This window comes from Streptomyces xanthophaeus (assembly GCF_030440515.1).
GTDB classification, from domain to species: Bacteria; Actinomycetota; Actinomycetes; order Streptomycetales; family Streptomycetaceae; genus Streptomyces; species Streptomyces kutzneri.
The window spans coordinates 6760170-6786576 of record NZ_CP076543.1 but is presented as its reverse complement, the minus strand read 5'-3'; the positions used below and the strand labels follow the sequence as shown (position 1 = coordinate 6786576).

Genomic DNA, 26407 nt, shown 5'->3' with positions numbered 1-26407 from the left:
CCCGCGCCGGACCGCTCCCGCGCCCACTGTGCGCCGCGCGCCGGGCGGGTAGGCCGAGACGCGCCACCGCGGCGCCGAGGTTCAGCCCTCCGGCAGCGGGGGCGCGCTGTCGGCTCTGCGCCGGGTCTCGTCCTGGCGCTGCACCCGCGCCTCGGTGCGGTGGCCGCGCGCGATGCAGTCCCGTACGACGGCCTCCACCACCAGCTCGGCGTCGAGGCTGATGTCGACCTCGGCCACGGGCGTTCCCTCCGTCGTCGTTCGACGGACTCTAAGCGGCGGACCGTGGCCGCAGGGGTTGGTGCCGGCCGGTCGTCAGGCGTTGGGACGCAGGGTCCAGACGACGGTCATCTCGCCGGTCACGGCCTCGTCCTCGCGCTGGATGGCGATGGTGACGGGGAACTCGGGGCGGCCGCCGGCGTCGAGTTCGGCGATGACCTCCGCGGCCGGGCGGCCGAGGGTGGCGGTGGCGGTCACGACGCCCTTGGCGAGCTTCTTGTAGCCGATCTCGGCCTTCACGGCGAGCGGGACGGCGCGCGAGAGCTGGTCGCCGAAGGCGGCCAGGACGATGGCGCCGCTCGCGGACTCGGCGAGGGTGAACATCGCGCCGGCGTGCGGGCCGCCGACGTGGTTGTGGTAGTCGGGCTGGTCCGGAAGCCGGACGACCGCACGCTCGGGGGTGGTCTCCAGGAACTGGAGGTTCAGGGTCCGGGCCATCGGTACGGTCGCGGCGAGCAGTTCGCCCACGTTCATCTGATCTGCGCTCATGGAACGCAATGTTACCCACGAGTAGTTCCCATTGACCAGAGCTCCCACGGGGGCGGCCGTGGCTCCCCGCCGCCACGGCCACTATCGTTACCGGCCATGTGGCCAGGACAGCAGCAGCCGCCCGGGGGCGAACAGAACCCTCAGGACGCGCAACAGAACCCGTACCAGCAGCAGCCGGGACAGCCGGGGCAGCCGAACCCGTACCAGCAGCAGCCCGGTTACGGATACCCGCAGCAGCCGGGGTACCAGCAGCCCCAGGGGGTTCCCGGCCAGCAGTGGGGCCAGCCCCAGCTGCCTCAGCAGCCCCAGCCCGCCGCCGGCAGCGGCGGCGGGAGCCCGTACTCGACCAAGACCGTGGCGATCGTCGCCGCGGCCGCCGTCGTCGTGGCGGCCGCCGCGACCGGCGCGTTCGTCCTGACCCGGGACGACAAGAAGACGGAGGCCGACGACAAGCCGGCGGCCAGCCCCTCGGCGCCGGCCTCCGAGGCACCCGCCCCGGCCGGCAGCAGCCCGAACCCGCGGGCCGGCGGCAGCGCCCAGCCCGTCATCCCGGGCTGGAAGGTCGTGGTCAACACGAAGTACGGCGTCAGCTACGACGTACCCCCCGAGTGGAACGTCAACGAATCCGGCGTGATCCTCTCCTTCCACGACGAGGTCAAGAACGACGGCTCGCCCCTCATCACGATGAGCGGCACCGCCACCCTCAAGGAGGAGTGGTGCACGGTCGACAAGGACGCGGACGGCAGGGTCGAGAAGTTCTCCCTCGCGGACACCGGCATCAAGGGCGCACAGGGCGCCAAGGACACCGCACAGGTGGCGACCGACAACACCGGTGCCTGGGCCTGGGCGGCCTTCGCCCAGAAGGAGCCCAAGGGAACGGTCAAGGTGGGCGCTCCCAAGGAGTTCACGACCTCCTCCGGGGTCAAGGGCCACCTGGTCGTGGCGACCGCTCCGAACCTGAAGAAGGAGCACAAGTGCTCCACCGACGGCAAGACGGTCGGCTTCGGCTTCAAGAACGCCGTCGGTGACTTCGCCAGCTTCGTGCTCATCAGCGCGGCCGGCGTGAAGGACGAGGTCCCGAACGACGTCTCCGACAAGATCATCAGTTCCATCCGGCTCACCACCCCGTGATCCCCGCGTCCCGTGTCCCGGGCCGGCAATCCGTTTGGATTATCGGCCCGGGGCGGGGATAGTCCCGGGGTGAGCTCTCCCCGCACCGCAGCACCCCGTACGCCCGCGAAGCGCCGCCGGCCCGACTGGGCCGGCCGCAACTACAGCCTGCTCACGGGTGCGGCGATCATCACGAACCTGGGGAGCCACGGAGCCCATATCGCGGCCGCCTTCGCGGTCATGGAGGCCGGCGGGTCCGTCGGCGACGTGGGCCTGATCGCGGCCGCCCGCACACTGCCGCTCGTCCTCTTCCTGCTCATCGGCGGCGCCATCGCCGACCGGCTGCCCCGCCACCGCGTGATGGTCGCGGCCAACGTCCTGAACTGCCTCTCGCAGGCCGCCTTCGCCGTCCTCGTCCTCGCGGGCGAACCCCAGCTGTGGCAGATGATGCTGCTGACCGCGCTGTGCGGCACCGGTACGGCCTTCTTCAATCCCGCGGCCGAGGGCATGCTGCTCTCCACCGTCTCGGGCGAACACTCCAACCGGGCCTTCGCGCTCTTCCGCATGGCGATCAACGGCGCAGGCATCGGCGGAGCGGCCCTCGGCGGAGCGATGATCGCCGCGGTGGGCCCGGGCTGGGTCCTGGCCGCCGACGCGGCGGCCTTCGCCGTCGCCGGCGCACTGCGGACCTTCCTCGACGTCGGCCACGTGCCCGACCGGGCCCCCGGCGGCGGCCTGCTGGCCGATCTGCGCGAGGGCTGGGTGGAGGTCCGGACCCGCCCCTGGCTGTGGAGCATCGTGCTCCAGTTCTCCGTCGTGGTGGCCGTCGTCGGCGCCGCCGACGCGGTCTACGGACCGCTGGTCGCCCGGGACCAGCTGGGCGGTCCCGCTCCCTGGGGCGTGGCCCTGGCCTTCTTCGGCGTCGGCACCATCGCCGGGGCCGTCCTGATGATGGCGTGGAAACCGCGCCGTCTGCTGCTCGTCGGCACCCTGTGCGTGTTCCCGCTGGCGCTTCCCTCGGCGGGACTCGCCGTGCCGCTGCCCGTCTGGGGGCTGTGCGTGGTGATGTTCGTCAGCGGCGCCGCGATCGAGGTCTTCGGCGTGAACTGGATGACCGCCATGCACCAGGAGATCCCGGAGGAGAAGTTCTCCCGGGTCACCGCCTACGACTGGTTCGGCTCGGTGTCGATGCTTCCGCTGGCCACCGCGCTGGCCGGGCCCGCCGAATCGGCCTTCGGGCGCACCCAGGCCCTGTGGGGCTGCGCGGTCCTGGTCGTCGTGCCCACCGCCCTCGTCCTGCTGGTCCCGGACGTCCGCCGCATGACCCGCAGGGCTCACGGCAAGACGGTCGCCGGGGCCGGCGCGGCCCCGGCGACGGCAGTCCCGGCCGATCAGACCCCCGCCGACACCGTCGGCGCCTGACGCACCGTCGGCCCCGGCCGCTCACTCCGTGCCGCTCACCCCAGGCTGAACGCGCCCTCCGGCGGCGCCGGGGAAGGGGCCGCGTCCGCGTCGGCCACCGGCGCCGCGCCCTTCCTGAACCGGACCAGACCGTCCCCGTACTCCACCCTGGCGGGAAACGCGTCGGCCGCGCACCTGCGGGCCAGCGCCCCCACCTCCAGCGGGGCGTCGGAGGCCAGCAGTACGGCGTTCCCGAACCGCCTCCCCCGCAGCACCGCCGGCTCGGCGATCAGCGCCAGCTCCGCGAACGCCTCGGCGAAGTTCGCCACCTGCGCCCGCAGGAAGTCGAAGGGTGCCCCGTCGGCCAGGTTCGCCGCGTACAGCCCGCCGGGCCGCAGCACCCGCGCGGCCGCCCGGGCGTACTCCACGGACGTCAGCTGCGCCGGTACCCGCGAGCCGCCGAACACGTCGGCCACCACCAGGTCCGCGCTCGCCGCGGGCGCCGCCTCCAGCCAGGCACGGGCGTCTGCGGTGTGCACGGTGACCCCGGAGCCCGCCGCGAGCGGCAGGTGCTCGGCCACCAGGTCGACCAGCCCCGCGTCGAACTCGACGACCGTCTGCCGTGAGCCGGCCCGGGTGGCCGCGGCGTAGCGCGGCAGGGTGAGCGCGCCGCCGCCGAGGTGCAGGAGGTCCAGCGCGAGCCCCGGATCGGCGGCGCAGTCCAGGACGTGCGCGAGGCGGCGTACGTACTCGAATTCCAGGTGCTGCGGATCGTCCAGGTCCACGTACGACTGCGGGGCCCCGTCGACGGTCAGCAGCCAGGCCCGGTCCCGGTCCACGTCCGGCATCAGCTTGGCGGTGCCCTGGCCCACGTCCCGGACGACCGGGATCTGTTCGTCGCTCACCGCTCCATTGTCCGGCAGCGGCCGCGCGGGCTTCGAACAGCCCTCGGTCACCCCTCGGGCACCCGTCAGGCGGCGCCGGCCGACCAGACCGCCGCCGTCTCCCCCGCGTGCTCCTCGGCCTGCGCCAGGCCCGCCCGGGCGGCCGGGTCCCGCCGCGCCGGATCCAGCACGTTGCGACCGAAGGCCTTGCGCGCGGCCGCCGACGGGGTGATCAGCTGTACCCGCGCGCCCGCCTCCCGCAGGCGCTCGGCCTGGGCCGAGGGGGAAGGGACCAGCCCCGAGCCGAGCGACATCGGGGCGAGGATCACCACGCGCGCGTAGCCGGCGGCCAGATCCGCATTGGTGGCGGAGCGGATTCCGCCGTCGATGAAGCGGCGGCCGCCGACCGTGACCGGCGGCCACACCCCGGGCACCGCGCAGCTCGCCGAGACGGCGTCGACGAGCCCGTCGCCGCTCCCCCGTTCGAACGCCTTGAGCTCACCGCTGAGCGCGTCCACCGCCGTGACGACGAGCCGCCGCTCGGGCCACTCGTGCGAGACCAGCCGGGCGGCCAGCACCTTGCGCCGCTCGGCCTCGGCGCCGGTGTCGGCGGCCAGCGCCATGGCGCCGACCCGCTGCCGGTAGGCCGTGGCGGTGCGCGAGCGCGCCATCGCGACGGCGTACCGGGCGAGGACACCGGCGCCCAGTTTCGCCGTGGCCTCCCCGGCAGGGTCCCCGAGCTGACGCTCGTACAGCTCCTGCGCGGTGAGCAGTCCGGAGGTGAGCTGCGCCCCGACCACCGAACCGGCCGAGGTGCCGACGACCAGGTCCGCGGTGGTGAGGTCCACGCCCGCGCGGGCGAGGCCGTACAGGATTCCGCACTCCCAGCCGATGCCGGTCAGTCCCCCGCCGCCGAGCACCAGTGCCGTGTCCGCGCTCATCTCCGCCCGCCCCTTTGCTCATGCCTGTGGTGACGGCAGTCTGGCGCAGCCAGGCCACCGCCACCACAGAGGGGTCCGGATCAGGCCGGATCATGCAGGTACGGCCGTCACCCCGGTACGGCCGTCACCCCAGGACGGCCGTCACCGTCCCCGCGCCGACGGTCCGCCCGCCCTCGCGGATCGCGAAGCCGAGCCCCGACTCCAGCGGGACGTCCCGGCCGAGCTCGACGGTCATCGTGACCGTCTCGCCCGGCTGGGCCACGGCGGCCTCACCCAGGTCGACGTCCCCCACCACGTCGGCGGTGCGGATGTAGAACTGCGGCCGGTAGCCGCTGGCGACCGGTGTCGTACGGCCGCCCTCGCGCCCGGAGAGGACGTACACCTGAGCGGTGAAACGGCGCTGCGGTGTCACGCTGCCGGGCGCGGCCACCACGTGCCCGCGGCGCACGCCGTCGCGCGGCACCCCGCGCAGCAGCAGCGCGACGTTGTCCCCGGCCTCGGCGGACTCCATCGGCTTCCCGAAGGTCTCCAGCCCGGTGACGACCGTTTCGACCGGCTCGCCGTCACCGCCGAGGACCGCCACGCGGTCCCCGAGCCGTACGGTGCCGCGCTCGACGGCGCCGGTCACGACGGTGCCGCGCCCGGTGATGGTCAGCACGTTCTCCACCGGCAGCAGGAACGGCGCGTCCGTGTAGCGCACCGGGGTCGGTACGTACGTGTCCACCGCGTCGAGCAGCGCCTGGATCGCCTCCGTCCATCGCGGGTCGCCCTCCAGCGCCCCGAGTCCGGAGACCCGTACGACCGGCGCGCCGTCACCGCCGTATCCGTGCGCGGTGAGCAGCTCGCGGACCTCCAGCTCGACCAGGTCGGTCAGCTCGGGGTCCCCGGCGTCGGCCTTGTTGAGGGCCACCACGATGTGGTCGACGCCGACCTGCCGGGCGAGGAGCACGTGCTCGGCGGTCTGTGGCATGACCCCGTCGAGCGCGGAGACGACGAGGATCGCGCCGTCGAGTTGGGCGGCGCCCGTGACCATGTTCTTGATGTAGTCGGCGTGACCGGGCATGTCCACGTGGGCGTAGTGCCGGGTGTCGGTCTCGTACTCGACGTGCGTGAGGTTGATGGTGATGCCGCGCCGGGACTCCTCGGGGGCCCGGTCGATGCGGTCGAAGGGCACGAAGGAGGCGCCGCCGTGCTCGGCGAGGACCTTGGTGATGGCGGCGGTGAGGGTGGTCTTGCCGTGGTCGACGTGACCCATGGTGCCGATGTTGAGGTGCGGCTTGGTGCGCACGAAGGCCGTCTTGGCCATGATTCATTCCCGTGTCTGGAAGCTGGAACGGGACCCCGAGGTCGAGCCGACCCTCCCCCTGCGGGGTCCGCCGGACGATCCGGGAAGGGTCAGCTTCGTGCGCCGTCGAATGCGGCGAAGACGGGTGCGTACGCAGGTGCGCCTGCCGGTGCGCCCGTGATTTCGGCAGCCTTCGGCGCGTCCGCGACTGCGGACCGCGCTGCGAGGAAGGCATACCGGTTCATGCCCCTGATCCTGCCGGACGCTCCGGGTCACGTCGAACGAATTACGGCGTGGTCAGAGGTTCTTGAGCGCCTCGCGCACGGACAGCGGGGCCAGGGAGCCGCGTTCGGCCTCGACGAAGGCGCGTACCGCTTCGGGGTCCGTCTTCGCGTACTCGCGCAGGGCCCAGCCGATCGCCTTGCGCACGAAGAAGTCCGGGTGTCCGGCCCGGCGACGGCAGTAGGCGAAGAGCCGTCCGGTGTCGGTGGCGGACTTGAAGCGGAGCTGGTGGAGCAGCGCGGTGCGGGCGAGCCAGAGGTTCTCGTCCTCGATCCACTCGTCCATCACGGCCGCGAGTTCCGGGTCGGCGGCCACCAGCGGTCCGACCGTGTGCGCGGCCAGCAGGTCGACGGTGTCCCACCAGGGGACGGTCACGATCAGGTGCCGGACCACCGGCAGGAAGCCGGAGGAGCAGCGGGCGGCGTGGCGGCGCAGATAGTCCACCGCGAAGTACTGGTACTCGCGCTCCGGGAGGAGCCAGCAGCGCAGCGCGAGCGCCGCGCAGTCCGCCTCGGCCGGTTCCGGAGTGTTCTTGGTCACGGTCTTCGACAGTTCCCGGCGCAGCGGGGTGGGGATGCCGAGGAAGGGCGCGATGTCCTTCATGTACGCGGCCATGGCCCTGGCCCGGACGGGATCGGCGGCCTCGCCGTACGCCCCGGGCAGCCGCTCCAGCAGGGTGTCCGCGAGGGCGCTGCGGGGAACTCGCGGGGGTCGCCGGTCGTTCGACTGCATGAGGCCCAGATTACGGCGCCCCGCCGTATACGTGGGCTAGTCTCCCGGGATGTCCCTCCTCCTCGCGCCGTGGACCCGGCTGTCGGTGCTCGTCGTGCTGCTCGTCGCGGCCGGCGTGTGCGTGCTGCTGTACGAGCCCCAGCGCATCCTCTCGGAGGGCTGGCCCCCGGGGCTCCCGGTGGGCATGGCGGTCCTGCTGTTCGCAGCCGCGTACGGCGTGTGCACGGCCGCCTTCGTGCCGCGCCCCCTGCTCAATCTGGCCGCGGGAGCCGTCTTCGGCACCCAGTTCGGCCTCGTCGCGGCGGTCGGCGGCACGGTGCTCGGCGGCGCGATCTCCTTCGGACTGGGCCGGATCCTGGGCCAGGAGGCTTTGCGGCCGTTCCTGCGCGGGCGCTGGCTCCAGGCGGCCGACGGGCAGCTCAGCCGGCACGGTTTCCGTTCGATGCTCGCGGTCCGGCTCTTCCCCGGACTGCCCTTCGTCGTGGCCAACTACTGCGCTGCGGTGTCGCGGTGCGGCTGGGGCCCCTTCCTCCTCGCCACGACGATCGGGGTCGTCCCGAACACCGCCGCGTACGTGATCGCGGGCGCCAGTGCCTCCTCGCCCGGATCGCCCGCGTTCCTCGTCTCGTTCGGCTTCATCGTCGTCTCCGTGGTGGGCGGCGCGGTCTACGGATGGCGCAAGCGACACCGTCTGGCACCCCCTCGAACCGAGGATCGAGTGACCGAACTGGTGCCCCAGCACCCCCCTGTGGTCAGCGCCGCTTCGCACGGGCCCTAGCATCGGACGCGAACTGCCCGACGATCACAAGGACGAGCGCACCCCGACATGAGCTGGTTCGAATCCCTAATCCTCGGTCTCGTCCAGGGGCTTACGGAGTTCCTCCCGATCTCCTCCAGCGCCCACCTGCGGCTGACCGCGGCGTTCGCCGGCTGGCACGACCCAGGAGCGGCCTTCACCGCGATCACCCAGATCGGCACCGAGGCCGCCGTGCTGATCTACTTCCGCAAGGACATCGCGCGGATCGTCTCCACTTGGTTCCGCTCCCTGTTCAACAAGGGACTGCGCTCCGAGCAGGACGCCAAGATGGGCTGGCTGGTGATCGTCGGCTCGATCCCGATCGGCGTCCTGGGCCTGGTCTTCAAGGACGCGATCGTGGGCCCGGCCCGCGACCTGCGCCTGACGGCGACCACCCTGATCCTCATGGGCATCGTGCTCGGCGTCGCCGACCGGCTGGCCGCCCGTGACGAGGAAGGCGGCCGGCACCGCGCGATCCGCGAGCGCAAGACGCTGCAGCAGCTGGGCGTCAAGGACGGTCTGATCTTCGGCGTCTGCCAGGCGATGGCCCTGATCCCCGGCGTCTCCCGGTCCGGCGCGACGATCTCCGGCGGTCTGCTGCTCGGCTTCACCCGCGAAGCAGCGGCCCGCTACTCCTTCCTCCTCGCGATCCCGGCCGTGCTGGCCTCGGGGGCGTTCGAGATCAAGGACGTCGTGGAGAACCCGGGTCACATCTCCTGGGGTCCGACGATCTTCGCGACGGTCATCGCCTTCTTCGTGGGCTACGCCGTGATCGCGTGGTTCATGAAGTTCATCTCGACCAAGAGCTTCATGCCCTTCGTGATCTACCGGATCCTCCTGGGCATCCTGCTGTTCGTGCTGATCGGCACGGACGTGCTGAGCCCGCACGCGGGCGAGTCCGGTTCCTAGCGGAGCCCCGCTCCACCTCTTCGCGTGAACCGCAGGCCGTTCGGGAACGTTCCCGGGCGGCCTGCACGTCGTTGTGCCTGAAGAGAGCGGAAGGCAAAGAGCAGGGGGTGTCCCATGGGTCGAGTGGTGCTGGAGCGATTTCCCGCCGGAAGTCCGCGGGGAAGCTGGCCCGCCGAGGAGTACGCGGCGCAGCGGATGCGCGAGGGCGTGCCGGCGGAGGTGGTCATGGACCTGGACAGCGACGCGTTCCTCGTCGTGGTCCGGCAGCGGGAGTCCCGTTCCGGTCACTGACCGCCCGCGGGAAGATCCGGTCGGCGCACGGCCCTTGGCCTCGCGCCCGCGCAGCCCCACACTGACCCGATGACTCAGCGTGTGGATCTCGCGACGGTGATGGACCGGCTGGCGATCGACGAGGTGGTCACGGGCTACGCGGTGGCCGTCGACGACGGTGACTGGGACGCGTACCGTGCCCTGTTCACCGCCGGTGGCAGGGCCGACTACAGCTCGGCCGGCGGGATCGAGGGTCCGGTGGCGGAGGTCGCGGACTGGCTGGCGCGGACGATGACGCTCTTCCCCGTCCGCCAGCACCTGATCGTGAACCGGCTGATCCGGCTGGAGGACCTGGGCGGCTCCCCCGGGGACAGCGCCGAGGTCCGGGCGGACTTCCTCAATCCGATGCGGCTGGCCGGGCCGGACTCCGACGCCTCGGTCACCTCGCCCAACTTCGTCGCCGCCGGGCGCTACGGCTTCGCGCTGGCCCGCACCCGCGACGGCTGGCGGCTCACCCGCGTCACCGTGCACGAGAAGTGGCGGCACATGACCGCCTGAGCCCGGCCGGAGCCGCTCGACTCGGCCGCCACGTCAGGCACTGCCACACTGGAACCGGAGGCACGCCATGATCACGATGCGCATGCGGTGGTGGTCCCCTCGATGGCGTGCGCCCGCCGCCGTGGCCGCCGGGGCACTGCCCGCTTTCGCCTTCCCGGCCCCCGCGCTCTGGTGGTTCGCCTACGCCGCCCTCGTGCCCTGGATGCTCCTGCTGCGGTCGGCCCCCACAGCGCGGCGGGCCGTGCTGGAGGGCTGGCTCGGCGGTGCGGGGTTCATCCTGGCCGTCCACCACTGGCTGCTGCCCAGCCTGCACGTGTTCCTGATCCCGGTGGCCGCGCTGCTCGGGCTGCTCTGGATCCCCTGGGCCCTGCTGGTGCGGGAGCTCCTCGGCGGGACCCCGTCGGCGGGCCGGGCCTGCTGCGCGCTCGTCCTCGTACCGGCGGGGTGGCTGCTGTCGGAGCTGGTCCGGTCCTGGCAGGGGCTGGGCGGGCCGTGGGGGCTGCTGGGCGCGAGCCAGTGGCAGGTGGCGCCCGCCCTGCGCCTGGCCTCGGTGGGCGGGGTGTGGCTGGTCAGCCTGCTGGTGGTGGCGGTGAACTGTGCGCTGGTGCTGCTGATCGCGGTGCCGGGGGCGCGGATCCCCGCGGTGGCGGGCATGACCGGGTGCGCGGTGCTGACGGGGGCGGTGTGGGTGTGGGCGGCGCGCCCCGAGGAATCGGGCCGGCTGCGCGTGGCCGTCGTACAGCCCGGCCCGGTGGCGGAGGGCCCGGACAGTGCGGAGCGGCGGTTCGACGTCGGGGAACGGCTGACGCGACCGCTGGCGGGGCAGCGGGTCGATCTGGTGGTGTGGGGCGAGAGCAGTGTCGGCGCGGACCTGACGGCCCGCCCGGACCTGGCCCGGCGGCTGGCCGCGCTGTCGGCGGAGGTCGGGGCCCCGCTGATGGTGAACGTGGACGCGCGGCGGGCGGACCGCCCCGGGATCTACAAGAGCGCGGTCCTCGTGGGCCCCCAGGGCCCCACCGGTGACCGGTACGACAAGATGCGGCTCGTCCCGTTCGGGGAGTACGTACCGGCCCGTGCGCTGTTCGGCTGGGCCACCTCGGTCGGCAAGGCGGCGGGCGAGGACCGGGTGCGCGGCGACCGCCCGGTGGTCATGGACCTGCCCGGGCGGCCGGACGGGCCCGGCCGGGTCCGCGTCGGCCCGCTGGTGTGCTTCGAGTCGGCCTTCCCCGACATGAGCCGGCGCCTCACCCTGGACGGGGCCTCCCTGCTCGTCGCCCAGTCGGCGACCTCCTCGTTCCAGGAGAGCTGGGCACCGGCCCAGCACGCCTCGCTGGCCGCGCTGCGGGCGGCCGAGAACGGCCGCCCGATGGTTCACGCCACCCTCACGGGCATCAGCGTCGTGAACGGCCCGTCCGGTGCGCGGGTCGGCCCGGCCCTGCCCACCTCCGCGAGCACGGCGGCCGTGTACGAGGTGCCGCTCGCCCGCGGCACGACCCTCTACGTCCGCTTCGGGGACTGGCCGGTGACCGCCGCCCTCGCCGCCCTCGCGGTGTACTGCGCGGTGGCGGGCAGCCGTTCGCTCAGGAGGCCTGCTCCAGAGCCGAGCTCACCACCCGCTCGCACAGCTCGTGGGTTCGCAGGGCGTCGCGGGCGCTGAGCGTGGTGCCCGCCGCGACCGCCTCCAGGAAGTGGTCGACGACCTGCTCGATGCCGCGCTGGCGGGCGACGGAGACCCAGTCCCCGCGGCGCCGCACGGTCGGCTGACCCTTGTGGTCGATGACCTCCGCGAGGTTGACGACCTGCCGCTTGGTGTCGCGGCCGGACACCTCCAGGATCTCCTCGGTGGAGCCCGACAGCCGGTTCATGATGCCGAGGGCGGTGAAACCGGCGCCGGACAGCTGGAGCACCACCTGGTGCATCAGCCCCTCGCGCACCACCGCCCGGACGTCGAGGTGGTCGGCCTCGCCGGGCAGCAGGAACCGCAGGGTGTCGACGACGTGGATGAAGTCGTCCAGCACCAGCGTGCGCGGGTCCTCGGGCAGCCCGACCCGGTTCTTCTGCATGATGATCAGCTCGCGGGCGTGGTCGGCGCACTGCGCGTAGGCGGGCGCGAAGCGGCGGTTGAAACCGACGGCGAGGGAGACCCCGAGCTTCTCGGCCCGTTCCACGAGCTGCCGCGAGTGCGCGAGTTCGTAGGCGAGCGGCTTGTCCACGTACGTGGGCACGCCGGCCTCCAGCAGCCGTGTGACGATCTCGGGGTGGGCCACGGTGGCGGCGTGCACGAAGGCCGCGTCGAGCCCCTCCGCGAGCAGCGCGCCGAGATCTGTGTGCCGGCGCGCGGCCGGGACGTGGTGGGCGTCGCCGACCCGCTCCAGAGCGTCGGGGTTGCGTGTCTGCAGGTGCAGTTCGATGCCCGGGCGGGTGGTGAGGACGGGCAGGTACGCCTTCTGCGCGATGTCGCCGAGTCCGATGCAGCCGACCTTCACCGGGCGCCTCCAGGTTGTTTCCTTGTGGGATTCCCGCAGCTTAATCCCTGGTGACGGGGGCCCGGTTCGCCGAGGATGAGCCCCATGACCACCAGTTCAGGATCACATCGCAGCGAACCCGCCACCACCGCCGACGAGCGGGACATGCTGGACGGATGGCTCGACTACCACCGTGCCACCCTCGTCTGGAAGTGCGAGGGGCTCCAGGACGAACAGCTGCGCCGCACCCCGCTCGCGCCCTCCGAGCTGAGCCTCCTGGGCCTCGTGCGGCATATGGCGGAGGTGGAGCGGTACTGGTTCCGGGAGATCATGCTGGGTGCGGACCTGCCCGAGCTGTACTGCACGAGCGAGGACCCGGACGGCGACTTCCACTTCCCCGAGGACGCCACCTGGGCCGAGGCCGAGCAGATCTGGCAGACCGAGGTCGAGCTGGCCCGCCAGGCGGCCGCTGGCCGTTCGCTGGACGCGGTCTCGCAGGCCGGGAGCCACCACCGCGGCGAGGTCTTCAGCCTGCGCTGGGTCTACACCCACATGATCGAGGAGTACGCGCGCCACAACGGCCACGCGGACCTGCTGCGCGAGCAGACGGACGGCGCCACAGGCGACTGAAGGCCGTCCCGGGCCGGCCCGGGGGCCCTGTCCGGCGGGTGGGTACGTCACCCGTGCGGGGTGAATATCGGCTCCGGGTTTTCGCAACGGGGTCCTCGCACAGCAGAGTTGCGCGAGTGCATCCAACCCGAACCACGACAACGCTGCTGCTCGGAGTCGCCTGCGCCGTCTCGGCGGTCTCCGGCTGTGTGAGTGTGAGCCCCGGACCCGTGCAGCCCGCGGCGGCCCCCGCCGCCGGGGTACCGCCCCGCCATGAGCCGCGCGGCGGCCCCGGTGCCGCCCCCGTGGTCGTCCGCGCGCCCGCCCTGGAAGCGCTGGAGGCGGTGGAGACCGCCCCGGAGCGGCCCGCGGCCCCGGCGGACCCCGCGCCGGCCCGGCGGTCCGCACAGCGCCCCGTACCAGGCGGCTCCGGCGGGCCCGTACAGGAGGCTCCGCCGGTCCCGGACATCCCGGAACCCCGGCGGGCCGCCGAGCCCGCCACCGGGCACCCGGAAGGCCGTCCGCAGCGTCCCCGGCGCGACGCCGAGGTGGAGCGTGAGCTGATCCGGAAGCTGCCGGTGCGGCCGGCGGACGTGTGCGCGCTGGGCCGCAGGCACGGCCACTGGCATTCCGACAGCCCGGAGGCCCGTATCTGCTCGGGCGTCCACGGGGACTGACCATCGACGGGCCCCGGCGCCTACGGGCCTACGGGGACTGCTCGGGGAACGGCCGGGGTCCGGGACCGGTGCCAGGGCCAGGTCCCGGTCCGGCACCGGGTTCCGCGGCCAGGCGCCGCTCCAGCCGGGCGATGGCGGCCCGTACGCCGTTCCCGTACCCGTCGTCGGACAGCGCTCCGGTGGCCGCGCGGGCCCGGGCCAGGTGGACCCGGGCCGCCTCCGGCCGCTGCAGCTTCACGTAGTCGGCGGCCAGGTTCAGGTGCAGGGACGGGTAGAACACGCGCATCGCCGGATGCGGCTCCCGGCGCGCGGGCCGCCCGTCCCGGGGCGGCCTCGTCCCGGGCATGTCGCCCGGCGGATCACCCGGCAGGTCACCCGGCACGTCGGCGGCGGCGGTCAGCGCCCGCAGGTCCCAGGCCAGCTCGTCGGCCGGATCGTCCTGGGCGTCGGCCATGTAGTGGGCCAGGGTGCAGCGGTGGAGGGAGTCCCCCTCCTCGCCGATCTCGGACCAGATCTCCCCCAGCCGGTTGCGGGCCTCCTCGCGGTCCCCGGCGTGCAGCAGGATGACCGCCTGGCCGATCCTGGTCATGACGGCGTCCTCCGACGCCTCCTGCTGCTCCGTCACGGCGGCCTCCGGCTTGCTCTGCCAGACCTGCTCCGGTCTGATCATCTAGAAGCTAGCCGGAGGTACCGGCGATGGCGCCGAGGCGCGGGGGGAGGTCAGCCGAGGTTCGGGATCCGCCAGTCGATCGGCTCATGCCCCTGGGCGGTGATGGCCTCGTTGATCTGCGTGAAGGGCCGGGATCCGAAGAACTTCTTGGCGGACAGCGGGGAGGGGTGGGCGCCCTTGACGACCACGTGCCGCTCCTCGTCGATCAGCGGGAGCTTCTTCTGGGCGTAGGCGCCCCACAGGACGAAGACGGCCGGGTCGGGCCGCTCGGACACCGCGCGGATCACGGCGTCGGTGAACTTCTCCCAGCCCTTGCCCTTGTGCGAATTGGGCTCGGCCTCCCGGACCGTGAGCACCGCGTTGAGCAGCAGGACGCCCTGCTCGGCCCACGGCATCAGGTACCCGTTGTCCGGGATCGGCAGGTCGAGCTCCTCCTTCATCTCCTTGTAGATGTTGCGCAGCGAGGGCGGGGTCTTGACCCCGGGCCGCACGGAGAAGCACAGGCCGTGGCCCTGGCCGGCGCCGTGGTACGGGTCCTGGCCGAGGACGAGGACCTTCACCCGGTCGAAGGGAGTGGCCTCCAGGGCCGCGAACACCTGCTCGCGGGGCGGGTAGACCGGCCCGTTAGCCCGTTCCTTCTCGACGAACTCGGTGAGCTCTTTGAAGTAGGGCTGGTCCAGCTCCCCGCCGAGGACGGGGAGCCAGGACTCGGGCAGCATCTGGGTCACGGCGACAACCTCCGGTACAAGTTTCGTGCAACTGCTCGTGCAACTGCTCCAGAACCTACCGGGGCCCACTGACAATGCGTCGGCCGCCCATGGCGGCCGACGCACCGGTGCAGGTACTACCAGCTGGTCTTGCGGTAGAACTCCCACATCTGCATGACGGTCTGCGGGTCCAGCGCCCGCTCGGCGCCCGCGATGTCCTCGCGTGCCGCGACGTACAGCTTGCCCTGCCACAGGGGCAGCAGCCGGACGTCGTCGGCGAAGATCTTCTGGGCCTGCTCGAACTCCTGGACGCCGGCCGAGCGGTCACCCTCGCGGCGGGTCTTGGGGAGCAGATCGTTCACGATCTCGGCGGGCTCGTACGGGGTGCCGACCGCGTTCTCCTTGCCGACGAACGGCGCGATGAAGTTGTCCGGGTCCGGGAAGTCGGGGAACCAGCCGCGGCCGAAGACCGGGTACTCACCGGTCTTGTAGCCGGTCTGGAAGGTCTTCCAGGGCTGGCTGCGCAGGGTGATCCGGAACAGCTGGCTCTCGTCCAGCTGCCGCTTGAGCTCGGTGAACTCGTCGGCGGTCGAGGAACCGTAGCGGTCGGTGGTGTACCAGAAGGTCAGGTCGACGGGCTGGGTGATCCCGGCGTCCCTGAGGATCTTCTTGGCCTTGGCGACGTCCGCCGCGCCGTACTTGTCGTAGAAGGGCGTCTTGTGGCCGACGACCCCCTTGGGGACCATCGAGTACAGCGGCTCGGCGGTGCCCTGGTAGACCTTGGAGACGAGCGCACCGCGGTCGACGATCTGGGCGATGGCCTGGCGGACCGGGAGCTTGGCGACCTGGGGGTCCTTCGGGTTGAAGACCAGGTAGCGGATCTCGGCGCCGACGTTCTCGACGACCTGGACGCCCAGTGCGTGCGCCGCGGGGGTCTGGAGGTCGGTGATCTCCGGGGCCGACAGGCCTCGGTAGGTGGCGTCGATCTCCTTCGCCTTCATCGCCGCGATCATCTTCGGCGAGTCCGCGAAGTAGCGGATGGTCACCGCCTTGTTCTTGCGGTTGGCGAAGCCGGTGTAGCTCGTGTTGCCGGTGAGCACCGCCTCGGCGCCCTCCTTGTACGAGTCGAGCACGTACGGGCCGGAGCCGGTGACCTTGTCGCCCTCGCGGACCTTGTCGGCCGGGTAGTCCTTGGGCGCGACGAGCGAGGCGGCGGGCGAGCCGAGGACGTACGGGAAGGTGGCGTCCGAGGTGTTCAGGTGGAAGACGACCGTCAGCGCGTCCGGCGTCTCGATCTTGTCGAGGGTGCCGAAGAGCCCCTTCGGCCCGACGTTGGAGCCGATGGTCTTGATCCGGTCGAGGGAGTACTTGACCGCCTTGGCGTCGAGCGGTTCGCCGTTGGAGAACTTCAGGCCCTTGCGCAGGGTGCACCGGTAGGCCTGGCTCGCCGCGTCCGTGAACTCGCAGCTCTGGGCCGCGTCGGGCTGGGGCTTGCTGGAGCCCGTCGGGAAGGCCAGCAGGGTCTGGTAGACGTTCCGGTACAGCTCCCAGGAGCCGTCCCACGCGGCCGCGGGATCGAGGGTGCTCGGTGCGCTCGTGGTACCGACGACGATCCTCTTCATCTCGTCGCCGTCGTCCTCCGACAGCAGGCCGCATCCGGCGAGCAGGGATATGGACGCAAGGGCCGCAGTGATCTGCAGGCATCTGGTCCGGTTGAACACGTGCACGCTCCTCGATCAGCCAGGGGTGCGGCAGACCCTACCGCAGTGCCCCACGAATCCAATGGGTTGGTTTCGTGAGGCACTTGACCGGTTCCGTGCATATTCGTTACGTATTTACCTCCCTTTCGGAGGCAAATACGTCCGATTATCGGTCAGTGGACCCCGGCATTGAGGAACATCCCACCATCGACGACAAGAGTTTGCCCGGTGATCCATTCCGCTTGTGCAGATGTGAGGAACGCCGCCGCGCCGCCGATGTCCTCCGGGAGCCCCAGCCGGCCGAGCGGATAGGCCGCCGCGGCCTCCTGCTCCCGGCCCTCGTAGAGCGCCTGCGCGAACTTCGTCTTGACCACCGCGGGGGCGATCGCGTTCACCCGGACCCCGGGCGCCATCTCGTGCGCGAGCTGCAGGGTGAGGTTGACCATGGCGGCCTTGCTCATCCCGTACGCGCCGATGAAGGGCGAGGCGGAGACGCCGGCGATGGACGCGATGTTCACGATCGCGCCGCCGTTGTCCTTCTGCCAGGCGTGCCAGGTCCGCTGGGCGAAGCCGAGCGCCGAGATCACATTGGTCTCGAAGACCTTCCGCGCGACCCCGAGGTCCAGGTCCGCGATCGGCCCGAAGACGGGATTGGTGCCCGCGTTGTTCACCAGGAAGTCGACGCGGCCGAAGGCCTCCATCGTGCGCTCGACGGCGACGGCCTGGTGGGCCTCGTCGTGCGCCTTGCCGGCGACACCGATCACCCGGTCCGCGCCGAGCCGCTCGACGGCCTCCTTGAGGGCTTCCTCGTTGCGCCCGGTGATGCAGAGCCGGTCGCCGCGGGCGACCAGCGCCTCGGCGACGCCGTAGCCGATGCCCCGGCTCGCCCCGGTGATCAGAGCGACCTTGCCGCTGTCGATACCGCTGTACGTCATGTCGTACGCCCTGTCTCTCGTGGACTCGTCAGTTGAGCGGGCCGCCGGCCACGTACATGACCTGGCCGGAGACGAAGCCCGCGGCCTCGCCCGTGAAGAAGGCGATGGCGTTCGCGACGTCGTCCGGGCGGCCGACGCGCTGGACCGGGATCTGGGTGGCGGCGGCAACCTGGAAGTCCTCGAAGCCCATGCCGACGCGGGCGGCCGTCTGGGCGGTCATCTCGGTGGCGATGAAGCCGGGGGCGACGGCGTTGGCGGTGACGCCGAACTTGCCGAGCTCGATGGCCAGGGTCTTGGTGAAGCCCTGCAGACCGGCCTTGGCGGCGGAGTAGTTGACCTGGCCGCGGTTGCCGAGCGCCGAGCTGCTGGAGAGGTTCACGATGCGGCCGAACTTGGCCTCCACCATGTACTTCTGACAGGCCTTCGACATCAGGAACGCACCACGCAGGTGCACGTTCATGACCGTGTCCCAGTCGGTCTCGGTCATCTTGAACAGCAGGTTGTCGCGCAGCACACCCGCGTTGTTGACCAGGATGGTCGGGGCGCCGAGCTCGCTCGCGACGCGCGCGACGGCCGCCTCCACCTGCGCCCCGTCGGAGACGTCGCAGCCGACCGCGAGCGCCTTGCCGCCGGCCGCCGTGATGGCCTCCACGGTGTCCTTGCAGGCTGCCTCGTCGAGGTCGAGTACGGCGACGGCCCGACCCTCGGCGGCCAGGCGTACGGCGGTGGCGGCGCCGATGCCCCGGGCCGCCCCGGTCACGATCGCGACGCGCTGCTCGGTGGTGGACATGCTGGATCTCCTCGCCCTTGAGAGGCGGCCGCCCAGAGGTGAGCAACCGCTTAGTAGCTTCAGCTGAGGAGACGCTAGGAGCCCTGGCACCCGGTGTCAACGCCAGTCGATCCGGCCCCGCCTGCGTTTCGGGCGCGGGGGTCCGGGGGTGGAGCCCCCGAACCGCCTCAGCGGACCAGCAGGTCCAGCAGCCGCTCCACCTCCGCCGCCGGATCGGCCGTCAGGCCGGTGTGCACCGGACCCGGCTGCACCACGGTGCTCCGGGGGGCGATGAGCCAGCGGAACCGCCGTCCCGCGTCGTCACCCGCCGCCTGCCCCGCCTCGGCCCCGCCGCTGCACACGCCCTCGACCCCGCGCAGGGCGGCCCGTACCCCGGCCACGTCGGCCCCGGGGTCCAGCGCGAGGAGCTTCGCCTCGTCGAGGTGGGTGCGCGCGGCGACGTACGTGTGCGCCCGGCAGTAGACGATCACGCCGGCGTTGAAGCACTCGCCCCGTTCCATCCGGGGCACCACGCGCACCAGCGCGTACTCGAACACGTCCCGCTTGGTCACTCGATGTCGCTCTTCTTCTTGTGGGTCTTGTGGGGCCATTCCGGCAGGTGGTCGGTGAGCCAGCCGGGAGGTCCGGCAGGCGTCTTCACCTCGGCCTCCAGCGAGATCCTCTCGTGGATCGTGGCCGCGCGCGGCAGCAACGCCTCCACATAGGCGCGGCGCAGCGCGTCGGTGGAGTCGAAGCCCGGCTCGTCGACCAGCCACTCGTCGGGGACGTCGGCCGCGACCTCCGTGAGCAGGTCCTCGGTGACCAGCGGCGCGAGTGCTGCGGCAGCGGCGGCGATGTCCGGGCCCACGGGAGCCAGTACGTGGTCGGAGGCGTTGTAGGGCTTGGCGGCCGCGGCCACGGCGGTGGGCCAGTTGTGGTGCCAGATCATGGTGGCGCCGTGGTCGATGAGCCAGAGGTCCCCGTGCCAGACCAGCATGTTCGGGTTGCGCCAGGAGCGGTCGACGTTGTTGATGAGGGCGTCGAACCAGACGACGCGCCCCGCCTCGACCGGGTCCACCTGGTACGCCAGCGGGTCGAAGCCGATCGAGCCGGGCAGGTAGTCCATGCCGAGGTTGAGCCCGCCGCTGGCCTTGAGCAGCTCCTGGACCTCCTGGTCGGGCTCGCCGAGCCCGATCACGGGGTCGAGCTGCATCTGCACCAGCCGTGGGACCCTCAGCCCCAGCCGCTGGGCCAGGCGGCCGCAGATGACCTCGGCGACCAGGGTCTTGCGACCCTGGCCGGCTCCGGTGAATTTCATGACGTAGGTACCGAGGTCGTCGGCCTCGACGATCCCCGGGAGCGAGCCGCCCTCACGCAGGGGCGTGACGTAACGGGTCGCGATCACTTCGGACAGCATCCGTCCAGGTTACGGGGGTCAGGTCGCGGGAGCCCACTGCTTGAGCAGCTCTTCGGTGGTGGTGACGGCCGCAACCAGTGCGAGGGAGTTGCGGATCACCTCGGCGGTGCAGGAGGCGGGCACCCCGGCGATGGCGTCGGCCGGGACCACCACCCGGTAGCCGAGGTTCACGGCGTCGAAGACGGTGTTCGGGATGGCGATGTTGGAGGAGACCCCGGTGACGACGAGGGTGCGGATGCCGAGATTGCGCAGCAGGGGGTCGAGATCGGTACCGGCCATCGGGGAGAGCCCGTGCAGCCGGCGGACCACCAGGTCCTGCCCGGCGACGACGATGGGCGCGGCGACCTCCACCGCCCGGCTCCCGGTCAGCTGGCGCACCGGCAGTCTCTCCGCGGCCCGGAACAGCCGGGCGTTGGTGTTCGCGCCGAGTCCGTCGGGCCGCCGCTCGGCGACCGCGTGCAGGACCTGTACACCGGCCCCGCGCGCGGCGTCGACCAGTGCGGCCACCCGTCCCAGCATCCCCGAGTCCCGGGCCTGCTCGGCCAGCTCCGGCAGTGCGCTCTCCTCGCCGACGACACCGTTCTGGCACTCGACGGTGAGCAGCGCGGTGGTGGCGGGATCGAGATCCGGCATGGCTCCCCCTGGCGTGGCGACGGAAGAGCCCTCATGATTCCTGACACACAGTCAGATGTGAAGGGGTGCAGGACGGATGGACGTGGACGGGGCAGGAACCGGAACCTCGCAGCGGCGGGGCCGGCGCATCATGATGAGCGACGCGGAGGTGGACTCGTTCCTGCGCGAGCAGAAGACCTGCCGGGTCGCGACGGTCTCCCCCGACGGGCGCCCGCACGTGGGCGCGCTGTGGTTCGCATGGGACGGCAGCTCGCTGTGGCTGTACTCGATCACGCGCAGCCGCCGCTGGTCCGACCTGAGGAAGGATCCGCGGATCTCTGTGGTCGTGGATTGCGGCGAGTCGTACGACGAACTGCGCGGGGTGGAGCTGTCCGGCAGCGCCGTCTTCGTGGGCGAGGCCCCGCGCACCGGCGAGCCCTGCCCCGAGCTCGCGGAGGCCGAGCGGATCTTCCCGGTCAAGAACTTCGGCATCGAGGAGATGCCGCACGACGGGCGGCACGCCTGGATCCGGCTGACCCCGGACGCGATCGTCTCCTGGGACTTCCGCAAGCTGTAGGCGGCCGCGGAACCGCGGACCTACCGCAGTCCGGCGGCCGCCTGCCGCAGGGCGTCGACCGCGGCCCGGATGGAGGGCCTGCGGTCGGCGTCCGCACGCCAGACGGCGTACACGTGGCGCCGTACGCTGTCGCACACCGGCAGCAGCCGCACGCCCGGCGGCACCGGGCCGCGGCCCAGCTTCGGCGCCACGCACACGCCGAGTCCGGCCTCCACGAAGGCCAGCTGGGTGTGATGCTCCTCGGCGATGTGGGCGATGCGCGGCTCGATGCCCGTACCGCGCAGGGTGAAGACCAGCCACTCGTGGCAGAACTGCCCCTCGTTCCAGGAGATCCAGTCGTCGTCGCCGCATTCGGCGAGGGAGATCCCGGACCCCGCGGAGCCCCCGGCCCGGTCGGCCAGCCGGTGGCCGGCCGGGACCGCGATGTCGACGGTGTCGTCCAGCAGATGGGTGCGGGTGAGCTCGGCGGGCACCGGCATCCGCTTGTTGTGCCAGTCGATCGCCAGGGCCAGGTCGAGGTCCCCGCGCACGACGGCCGCCATGCTCTCCTCGGGCTCCTGCTCGCGCACCCGGACCCGCAGCTCCGGATGCCCGGCCCGCAGCGCGGCCAGGGCCTGGGGCAGCAGCCCGCGCATGGCGGTCGGGAAGGCCCCGATCCGCAACTCGCCCACCGCGCAGCCCCGCTGGGCCTCGACGTCGGCCTGGGCGAGCTCCACCTGGGAGATGATCCGGGCGGCGTGATCGGCGAGCAGGCGCCCGGCGTCGGTGAGCCGGACCCCGCGCCCGTTCCTGGCCAGCAGCGGCTGTCCGACCTCGCGCTCCAGCTTGGCCAGCTGCTGGGACACGGCGGAGGTGGTGACGTGGAGGCCGTCGGCCGCGCCGCTGACCGAGCCGTGGCGGGCGAGGGCGTCCAGGGTGCGCAGGCGCTCCAGGTTCAACATATAAGCAATGCTACGGCGTCACCCCGAGAAACTCTCGCTTGTCCTACGAAGTTGATACGAGCACAGTAAGGAGCATGAGCGCACCGACCACCCCCGGGCCGATCCTCCCGGCCGCCTCCCCGTCCCCGGCCTCCCCCACCACGACCGCCGCCTCCACCACCGGCCGGCGCCGGGGCGGCCTCCTGGACTGGCGGGTCCGGTTCGCGATCCTCTCGGTCGTCTGGGGCTTCAGCTTCCTCCTGATCAAGGTCGGCACGGAGGCGTACGCACCCTTCCAGGTGGCACTGGGCCGGGTCCTGTTCGGCGCGCTCGCCCTGCTCACCGTGCTGCTCGTCCGCCGCGAGCCGCTCCCCCGGGGACTGCGCACCTGGGGCCACCTGACCGTGGCGGCGCTGCTGCTCAACACCGCCCCGTTCTCGCTCTTCGCGTACGCGGAGCTGAGCATCCCCTCCAGCCTGGCCGGCATCTGCAACGCCACCTCGCCGCTGTGGGGCATGGCGCTGTCGCTGGTCGCCCTGTCCGAGGACCGCCCGACGCGCCGTCGGTTCGCCGGGCTGGGCCTCGGCTTCCTCGGCGTCCTGACCGTGCTCGGAGCCTGGCAGGGCTTCTCCGGTGTCGACGCCAAGGGCACCGCGTTCGCCCTGCTGGCGTCCCTCTGCTACCCCATCGGCTGGATCTACGTCCGCCGCACGCTGGCCGGGACCCCCGGCTCCCCGGTGGCCCTGACCGGCGGCCAGCTCATGATCTCCACGATCCAGCTCGCGCTCGTGAGCGCCGCGTTCACCTCGGCGCCGAGCTCGTTCCCGCTCTGGCCCACCCTGTCGGTGATCGCGCTGGGCGCCCTCGGCACGGGCATGGCCCTGCAGATGCAGTACGGGCTGGTGACGGAGGTCGGCCCGACCACCGCCCAGATGGTCACCTACTTCATCCCGGTCATCGCCACCACGGCGGGCGTCCTGGTCCTCGGCGAGCAGCTCCACTGGAACACCCCGGTCGGCGCCGCGATCGTGCTGGCCGGCGCGGCCCTCACCCAGACCCGCCCCGGGGCCCGCAGGCCCGCCTGACCGGCATGTCGCACGGCCTGTCCGCACCCGCGGCGCCGTGATCGCCCCGGCCGGGCCGGTCCTCGCGCGTCGGCCGGAGGCGGGCCGGGTGGCCGGGGCGGGCGGGGCGGGTGGGCTGCCGTCAGTCGTACCGCACCCCCGCCGCCCCCACACTGACCGCCGCCGCCACCGCGTCCGCCAGGCCCGGCACCTCGGCGACGCTCAGCTGCGAGACCGTCAGCCTGATCCCCGGCCCCGCCTCGACCCGGAAGACGGCCCCGGGGGACACCGCCCATCCGGCGGCGAGCAGCCGTGTCACCACCACCGTCTCGTCGACCACCGGCACCCAGACGTTCAGGCCGCTGCGCCCGTGCGCCCGGACCCCCCGCTGCCGCAGCGCCTCGACCAGTGCGTCCCGCCGCCCCGCGTACGAGCGCGCCACCACCGCCGGGTCGACCGCGCCCGAGGCCCACAGCTCCACCACCGCGTACTGAAGCAGCCGGCTCACCCAGCCCGGCCCCAGCCGCTGCCGCCCCCGCAGCCGGTCCAGCGTGACCGCGTCGCCGGTCAGCACCGCGAGCCGCAGGTCCGGCCCGTACGCCTTCGCCGTGGAGCGCACCAGCACCCAGTGCCGGGTCACCCCGCCCAGCGGATGCAACGGCAGGTCGACGATCCCGTTCCCGTGGTCGTCCTCGATCAGCAGCACCCCGGGGTGGTCCGCCAGCAGGGCCCGCAGCTCCCGCGCCCGCTCCGCGCCCACCGCGGCCCCGGTCGGGTTCTGCGCCCGCGCGGTCACCACCAGCGCCCGCGCCCCGGCTGCCAGGGCCCGGGCCACCGCCTCGGGCCGGGGCCCGTCGTCGTCCACCGCCACCGGCAGCACGCGCAGCCCGAGCGCCGGGACCAGGTCCAGCGCCCCGCCCCAGCCCGGGTCCTCGACCGCCACCGCGTCGCCCGCCCGCAGATGGGCGGCCAGCACCCGTTCGATGGCGTCCAGCGCGCCCGAGGTCACCGCCACGGGTCCCGGCGGCACCCCGTCCGCGTCGAAGCCGGCCCGGGCCAGTTCCGCGAGCTCCGGGGCGACCGGGTCCGCCCCGTAGAGGGTCGGTGCCTGCCCGTACCGCCGGGCGGCCGCAGCCAGCGGCCCCTCCAGCGCGGGGAGCAGGGATACGTCCGGACTGCCCTCCGCGAGGTCCCGCACGCCCTCGGGCACCACCATGCGCAGCGCGTCCCGCGGCGTGCTCGCCGGGCGGGACCGCACCCGGCTGCCGCGCCGCCCGTCGGTTTCGATGACCCCGCGCTCGCGCAGCGTCCGATAGGCGGCGGCCACGGTGTTGGGGTTCACCCCCAGATCGCCCGCCAGCTCCCGCATCGGCGGCAGCAGTGAACCCGGCGGGAGCGCGCCCGAAGCCACGCCCGCCTCCACGCCGGCGGCGATATCCGCTGCGCGACGCCCTGTGATCCGATAGTCTCCTAGCACAAACACCAGTATGCACTAGTGCAATGGAGTACGCACCATGACCGCCACGCCCGCCACGGAGACGCCCGGGACGCCGCCCCCGAGGGACGCATCGACCGGAAGCTACGAGCCCACCGACCGCACGGTCCCCAGCCGCTCCCGCAACCGGGCGCGCTACGACCGCGAGACGGTGCACTCGATACTCGACCAGGCCTACATCTGCCACCTCGGCTTCGTCCGCGACGGCGCGCCCGTGGTCCTGCCCACGCTGTTCGCCCGGGTCGGCGAATCTCTCTACATGCACGGCTCGACCGGCTCCCGCCCGCTGCTGGCGGCCGGCCGCACCGACCCGGGCCTCCCCGTCTGCGTGACCGTGACCCACGTCGACGGACTGGTCCTGGCCCGCTCGGCCTTCCACCACTCGCTCAACTACCGCTCGGTGGTCGTGCACGGCACCGCCCACCAGGTCACCGACGAGGCGGAGTGCCGGACGGCCCTGGACGCCATGGTCGACGCCGTCGCCCCGGGCCGCTCCGCCGACACCCGGCCGGCCAACGCCCGGGAACTCGCCGCCACCGCGGTGATCCGCGTGGACCTCGCCGAGGTGTCCGCGAAGATCCGCAACGGACCGGTGAACGACGACGCCGAGGACCTGGACCTGCCCTACTGGGCGGGCGTGGTTCCGGTGGCCCCGGTGTACGGAACCCCGGTGCCCGCCGCGGACCTGACCCCCGGCATCGCCGTCCCGGACTACCTCAGCGCGCTCTGAGGGCTGCTCCGTACGGGGGTGGGCGCGGCCGCCGGCCGACGGGCCTCGGCCACGATCAGCGCGCCCACCGCCGTCAGCAGCAGTACGGTGCCCAGCACCACGGCGCCGGTCAGCCGCTCCCCGAGCAGCAGGACCGCGATCACCGCCGCACTCACCGGCTCGATCAGCATGATCACCGACACGGTGGCGGCCCGTACGGCGGCGGCGCCCGTGAAGTAGAGCGCGTACGCCAGCGCGGTCGGCACGGTGGCGACGTACACCAGCAGCCAGAGCACCCGGCCGAGGTCGGCGGTGTGCGGCAGCAGCCCCTCCACGGCGGCGAGCGGCAGGAGGCACACCGTGCCCACCGCGACCGACCAGGCGGTGGTCACCAGCGGGTCCCCGCCCGCGCCGCGCTGCCCGAGCCACCGCGCCCGCAGGGTCATCCCCGCGTAGCCGGCGGCCGACAGCAGCGCCCAGCCGACGCCGAGCGGCCGTACTTCACCGCCGCCACTGCCCAGCACCAGGACGGCCAGCCCGGCCAGCGCCCCCACGACGGCGGCCACGCCACCGCGGCCGAGCCGCTCGCCCATCCAGGACCGGGCCCCCAGCGCGATGATCACGGGCCCGGCGCCGAGGGTGACCACGGTGCCGACCGCGAGGCCGGTCTCGCGCACGGCGGCGAAGTACGCGGCCTGGAAGAGGGTGAAGAGGAGCCCGGTCCCGATCAGCGAAGCCACCGAGGGCCGCACCCGGCCGGTGGCGGGGCGGGGCCCGCGTACGGCGAGCACCCCGAGCAGCACCACGAGCCCGCCCGCGCACCGCCAGAAGGACAGGGCGAGCGGGCCGAGGTCACTGGCCAGGAAGAGGAGGGAGGCGGCCGCCCCGGCGGTGCCCCAGGCGGCTCCGGCGACGACGAGGTACAGCAGACTGCGCCCGGCGGCGGGCGAATGGTTCGACACGAGATGTCTCCGCGCATGCGTGAAGGATGAAAGAAGCAGGTCATCGCTTCGCGGGCAGCACGGACCCGCCCAGGGGCTCCCCGGGCCGGGTACCTGACGTGGTGACGCCGCCCGCGCTAGGCGGCGGGAGGCGGAAGCACGGTCGAATGCATGGCAGCCATCCTAGGGGGTCAGGCAAGATCCGAA

The 26407-nt window shown here is 72.7% G+C and carries 30 protein-coding genes; 12 read left to right on the top strand and 18 right to left on the bottom strand.

Translation table 11 applies throughout. The features are described from left to right. Positions 1 to 81: 81 nt before the first annotated feature. Entirely contained in the window at positions 82 to 237 is a 156-nt protein-coding gene (locus KO717_RS30395; protein ID WP_301372597.1) for a DUF2191 domain-containing protein, read from the bottom strand. A gap of 75 nt (positions 238 to 312) precedes the next feature. Continuing rightward, positions 313 to 765: a DUF4442 domain-containing protein gene (locus KO717_RS30390; RefSeq protein ID WP_181382609.1), complete on the bottom strand. Its 453-nt coding sequence runs from the start codon at positions 763 to 765 to the stop codon at positions 313 to 315. 96 nt (positions 766 to 861) lie between these two features. On the opposite strand from KO717_RS30390, the gene KO717_RS30385 reads away from it, so the two are divergent. Next, a complete protein-coding gene (locus KO717_RS30385; RefSeq protein ID WP_301372595.1) occupies positions 862 to 1896 on the top strand; it encodes a hypothetical protein in 1035 nt (344 codons plus the stop codon). 69 nt (positions 1897 to 1965) lie between these two features. Then, positions 1966 to 3297 (top strand): MFS transporter, encoded by a 1332-nt coding sequence (locus tag KO717_RS30380; RefSeq protein ID WP_301372593.1) that lies wholly within the window; start codon positions 1966 to 1968, stop codon positions 3295 to 3297. A gap of 35 nt (positions 3298 to 3332) precedes the next feature. Here the strand turns inward: KO717_RS30380 and KO717_RS30375 are convergent, their stop codons facing one another. The 4 genes from KO717_RS30375 to KO717_RS30360 all read right to left on the bottom strand — a co-directional run bounded on the left by KO717_RS30375 (position 3333) and on the right by KO717_RS30360 (position 7400). Next, positions 3333 to 4124: a spermidine synthase gene (locus KO717_RS30375; RefSeq protein WP_301374860.1), complete on the bottom strand. Its 792-nt coding sequence runs from the start codon at positions 4122 to 4124 to the stop codon at positions 3333 to 3335. A 122-nt stretch (positions 4125 to 4246) separates the two neighbouring features. Beyond that, positions 4247 to 5101 carry a patatin-like phospholipase family protein gene (locus tag KO717_RS30370; protein ID WP_301372591.1) on the bottom strand — a complete coding sequence of 285 codons (855 nt, stop codon included), beginning with the start codon at positions 5099 to 5101 and terminating at the stop codon, positions 4247 to 4249. A 124-nt stretch (positions 5102 to 5225) separates the two neighbouring features. Further along, the gene (tuf, locus tag KO717_RS30365) at positions 5226 to 6407 is read right to left on the bottom strand and encodes an elongation factor Tu (protein ID WP_301372589.1); all 1182 of its coding nucleotides are present in this window, start codon (positions 6405 to 6407) and stop codon (positions 5226 to 5228) included. A gap of 276 nt (positions 6408 to 6683) precedes the next feature. Then, entirely contained in the window at positions 6684 to 7400 is a 717-nt protein-coding gene (locus tag KO717_RS30360; RefSeq protein ID WP_301372587.1) for a DNA alkylation repair protein, read from the bottom strand. Between the two features lie 49 nt (positions 7401 to 7449). Here KO717_RS30360 and KO717_RS30355 point away from each other — a divergent pair, with 49 nt between their 5' ends. The 5 genes from KO717_RS30355 (at position 7450) to lnt (ending at position 11590) form a co-directional block, all read left to right on the top strand. Continuing rightward, positions 7450 to 8178: a TVP38/TMEM64 family protein gene (locus tag KO717_RS30355; RefSeq protein ID WP_301372585.1), complete on the top strand. Its 729-nt coding sequence runs from the start codon at positions 7450 to 7452 to the stop codon at positions 8176 to 8178. A 48-nt stretch (positions 8179 to 8226) separates the two neighbouring features. Beyond that, complete coding sequence (locus tag KO717_RS30350) at positions 8227 to 9105, top strand: undecaprenyl-diphosphate phosphatase (RefSeq protein WP_301372584.1); 879 nt, start codon at positions 8227 to 8229, stop codon at positions 9103 to 9105. Between the two features lie 114 nt (positions 9106 to 9219). After that, complete coding sequence (locus KO717_RS30345; RefSeq protein WP_181382610.1) at positions 9220 to 9396, top strand: hypothetical protein; 177 nt, start codon at positions 9220 to 9222, stop codon at positions 9394 to 9396. A gap of 69 nt (positions 9397 to 9465) precedes the next feature. Beyond that, complete coding sequence (locus KO717_RS30340) at positions 9466 to 9933, top strand: nuclear transport factor 2 family protein (RefSeq protein WP_301372580.1); 468 nt, start codon at positions 9466 to 9468, stop codon at positions 9931 to 9933. Positions 9934 to 10000: 67 nt separating this feature from the next. Beyond that, positions 10001 to 11590: an apolipoprotein N-acyltransferase gene (gene lnt, locus KO717_RS30335; RefSeq protein ID WP_301372578.1), complete on the top strand. Its 1590-nt coding sequence runs from the start codon at positions 10001 to 10003 to the stop codon at positions 11588 to 11590. Here the strand turns inward: lnt and KO717_RS30330 are convergent. Continuing rightward, positions 11514 to 12419: a Gfo/Idh/MocA family protein gene (locus KO717_RS30330; protein ID WP_301372576.1), complete on the bottom strand. Its 906-nt coding sequence runs from the start codon at positions 12417 to 12419 to the stop codon at positions 11514 to 11516. The two genes, lnt and KO717_RS30330, sit on opposite strands and share 77 nt — an antisense overlap. Before the next feature lie 84 nt (positions 12420 to 12503). Between KO717_RS30330 and KO717_RS30325 the strand changes: the two genes are divergently transcribed. Further along, a complete protein-coding gene (locus KO717_RS30325; protein WP_301372574.1) occupies positions 12504 to 13028 on the top strand; it encodes a DinB family protein in 525 nt (174 codons plus the stop codon). 116 nt (positions 13029 to 13144) lie between these two features. Then, the gene (locus KO717_RS30320) at positions 13145 to 13684 is read left to right on the top strand and encodes a hypothetical protein (RefSeq protein ID WP_301372572.1); all 540 of its coding nucleotides are present in this window, start codon (positions 13145 to 13147) and stop codon (positions 13682 to 13684) included. Positions 13685 to 13712: 28 nt separating this feature from the next. Here the strand turns inward: KO717_RS30320 and KO717_RS30315 are convergent, their stop codons facing one another. From KO717_RS30315 to KO717_RS30280, 8 genes are all read right to left on the bottom strand, one after another. Further along, positions 13713 to 14354 carry a hypothetical protein gene (locus tag KO717_RS30315; RefSeq protein WP_301372571.1) on the bottom strand — a complete coding sequence of 214 codons (642 nt, stop codon included), beginning with the start codon at positions 14352 to 14354 and terminating at the stop codon, positions 13713 to 13715. 50 nt (positions 14355 to 14404) lie between these two features. Continuing rightward, the gene (locus tag KO717_RS30310; RefSeq protein WP_301374858.1) at positions 14405 to 15073 is read right to left on the bottom strand and encodes a uracil-DNA glycosylase; all 669 of its coding nucleotides are present in this window, start codon (positions 15071 to 15073) and stop codon (positions 14405 to 14407) included. Between the two features lie 125 nt (positions 15074 to 15198). Beyond that, a complete protein-coding gene (locus tag KO717_RS30305) occupies positions 15199 to 16782 on the bottom strand; it encodes an ABC transporter substrate-binding protein (protein ID WP_301372569.1) in 1584 nt (527 codons plus the stop codon). 152 nt (positions 16783 to 16934) lie between these two features. Further along, positions 16935 to 17696, bottom strand: a complete 762-nt coding sequence (locus tag KO717_RS30300; RefSeq protein WP_030770413.1) for an SDR family oxidoreductase — start codon at positions 17694 to 17696, stop codon at positions 16935 to 16937. 28 nt (positions 17697 to 17724) lie between these two features. Next, positions 17725 to 18486, bottom strand: a complete 762-nt coding sequence (gene fabG / locus KO717_RS30295; protein WP_301372565.1) for a 3-oxoacyl-ACP reductase FabG — start codon at positions 18484 to 18486, stop codon at positions 17725 to 17727. Positions 18487 to 18653: 167 nt separating this feature from the next. After that, positions 18654 to 19037 (bottom strand): DUF3037 domain-containing protein, encoded by a 384-nt coding sequence (locus KO717_RS30290; protein WP_030009794.1) that lies wholly within the window; start codon positions 19035 to 19037, stop codon positions 18654 to 18656. Continuing rightward, positions 19034 to 19882, bottom strand: a complete 849-nt coding sequence (locus tag KO717_RS30285; RefSeq protein WP_301372561.1) for a HipA family kinase — start codon at positions 19880 to 19882, stop codon at positions 19034 to 19036. The genes KO717_RS30290 and KO717_RS30285 overlap by 4 nt, the downstream gene beginning before the upstream one ends. 18 nt (positions 19883 to 19900) lie before the next feature. Next, complete coding sequence (locus KO717_RS30280; RefSeq protein ID WP_301372559.1) at positions 19901 to 20515, bottom strand: cysteine hydrolase; 615 nt, start codon at positions 20513 to 20515, stop codon at positions 19901 to 19903. A 130-nt stretch (positions 20516 to 20645) separates the two neighbouring features. On the opposite strand from KO717_RS30280, the gene KO717_RS30275 reads away from it, so the two are divergent. Then, positions 20646 to 21071, top strand: a complete 426-nt coding sequence (locus tag KO717_RS30275; RefSeq protein ID WP_301374856.1) for a pyridoxamine 5'-phosphate oxidase family protein — start codon at positions 20646 to 20648, stop codon at positions 21069 to 21071. Between the two features lie 20 nt (positions 21072 to 21091). Here KO717_RS30275 and KO717_RS30270 read toward each other — a convergent pair whose 3' ends face one another. Then, positions 21092 to 22012, bottom strand: coding sequence for a LysR family transcriptional regulator (locus tag KO717_RS30270; RefSeq protein ID WP_301372557.1), 921 nt, complete (start codon positions 22010 to 22012; stop codon positions 21092 to 21094). Positions 22013 to 22086: 74 nt separating this feature from the next. Between KO717_RS30270 and KO717_RS30265 the strand changes: the two genes are divergently transcribed. Beyond that, on the top strand, positions 22087 to 23076 hold the full coding sequence (locus tag KO717_RS30265) for a DMT family transporter (protein ID WP_301372555.1): 990 nt from the start codon (positions 22087 to 22089) through the stop codon (positions 23074 to 23076). A 121-nt stretch (positions 23077 to 23197) separates the two neighbouring features. On the opposite strand, the gene KO717_RS30260 is transcribed toward KO717_RS30265, so the two are convergent. Beyond that, positions 23198 to 24532: an aminotransferase class I/II-fold pyridoxal phosphate-dependent enzyme gene (locus KO717_RS30260; protein ID WP_301372553.1), complete on the bottom strand. Its 1335-nt coding sequence runs from the start codon at positions 24530 to 24532 to the stop codon at positions 23198 to 23200. A 37-nt stretch (positions 24533 to 24569) separates the two neighbouring features. Between KO717_RS30260 and KO717_RS30255 the strand changes: the two genes are divergently transcribed. After that, positions 24570 to 25280: a pyridoxamine 5'-phosphate oxidase family protein gene (locus tag KO717_RS30255; protein WP_301372551.1), complete on the top strand. Its 711-nt coding sequence runs from the start codon at positions 24570 to 24572 to the stop codon at positions 25278 to 25280. On the opposite strand, the gene KO717_RS30250 is transcribed toward KO717_RS30255, so the two are convergent. After that, the gene (locus KO717_RS30250; RefSeq protein ID WP_301372549.1) at positions 25262 to 26221 is read right to left on the bottom strand and encodes a DMT family transporter; all 960 of its coding nucleotides are present in this window, start codon (positions 26219 to 26221) and stop codon (positions 25262 to 25264) included. The genes KO717_RS30255 and KO717_RS30250 overlap by 19 nt on opposite strands. Between the last annotated feature and the right edge of the window lie 186 nt (positions 26222 to 26407).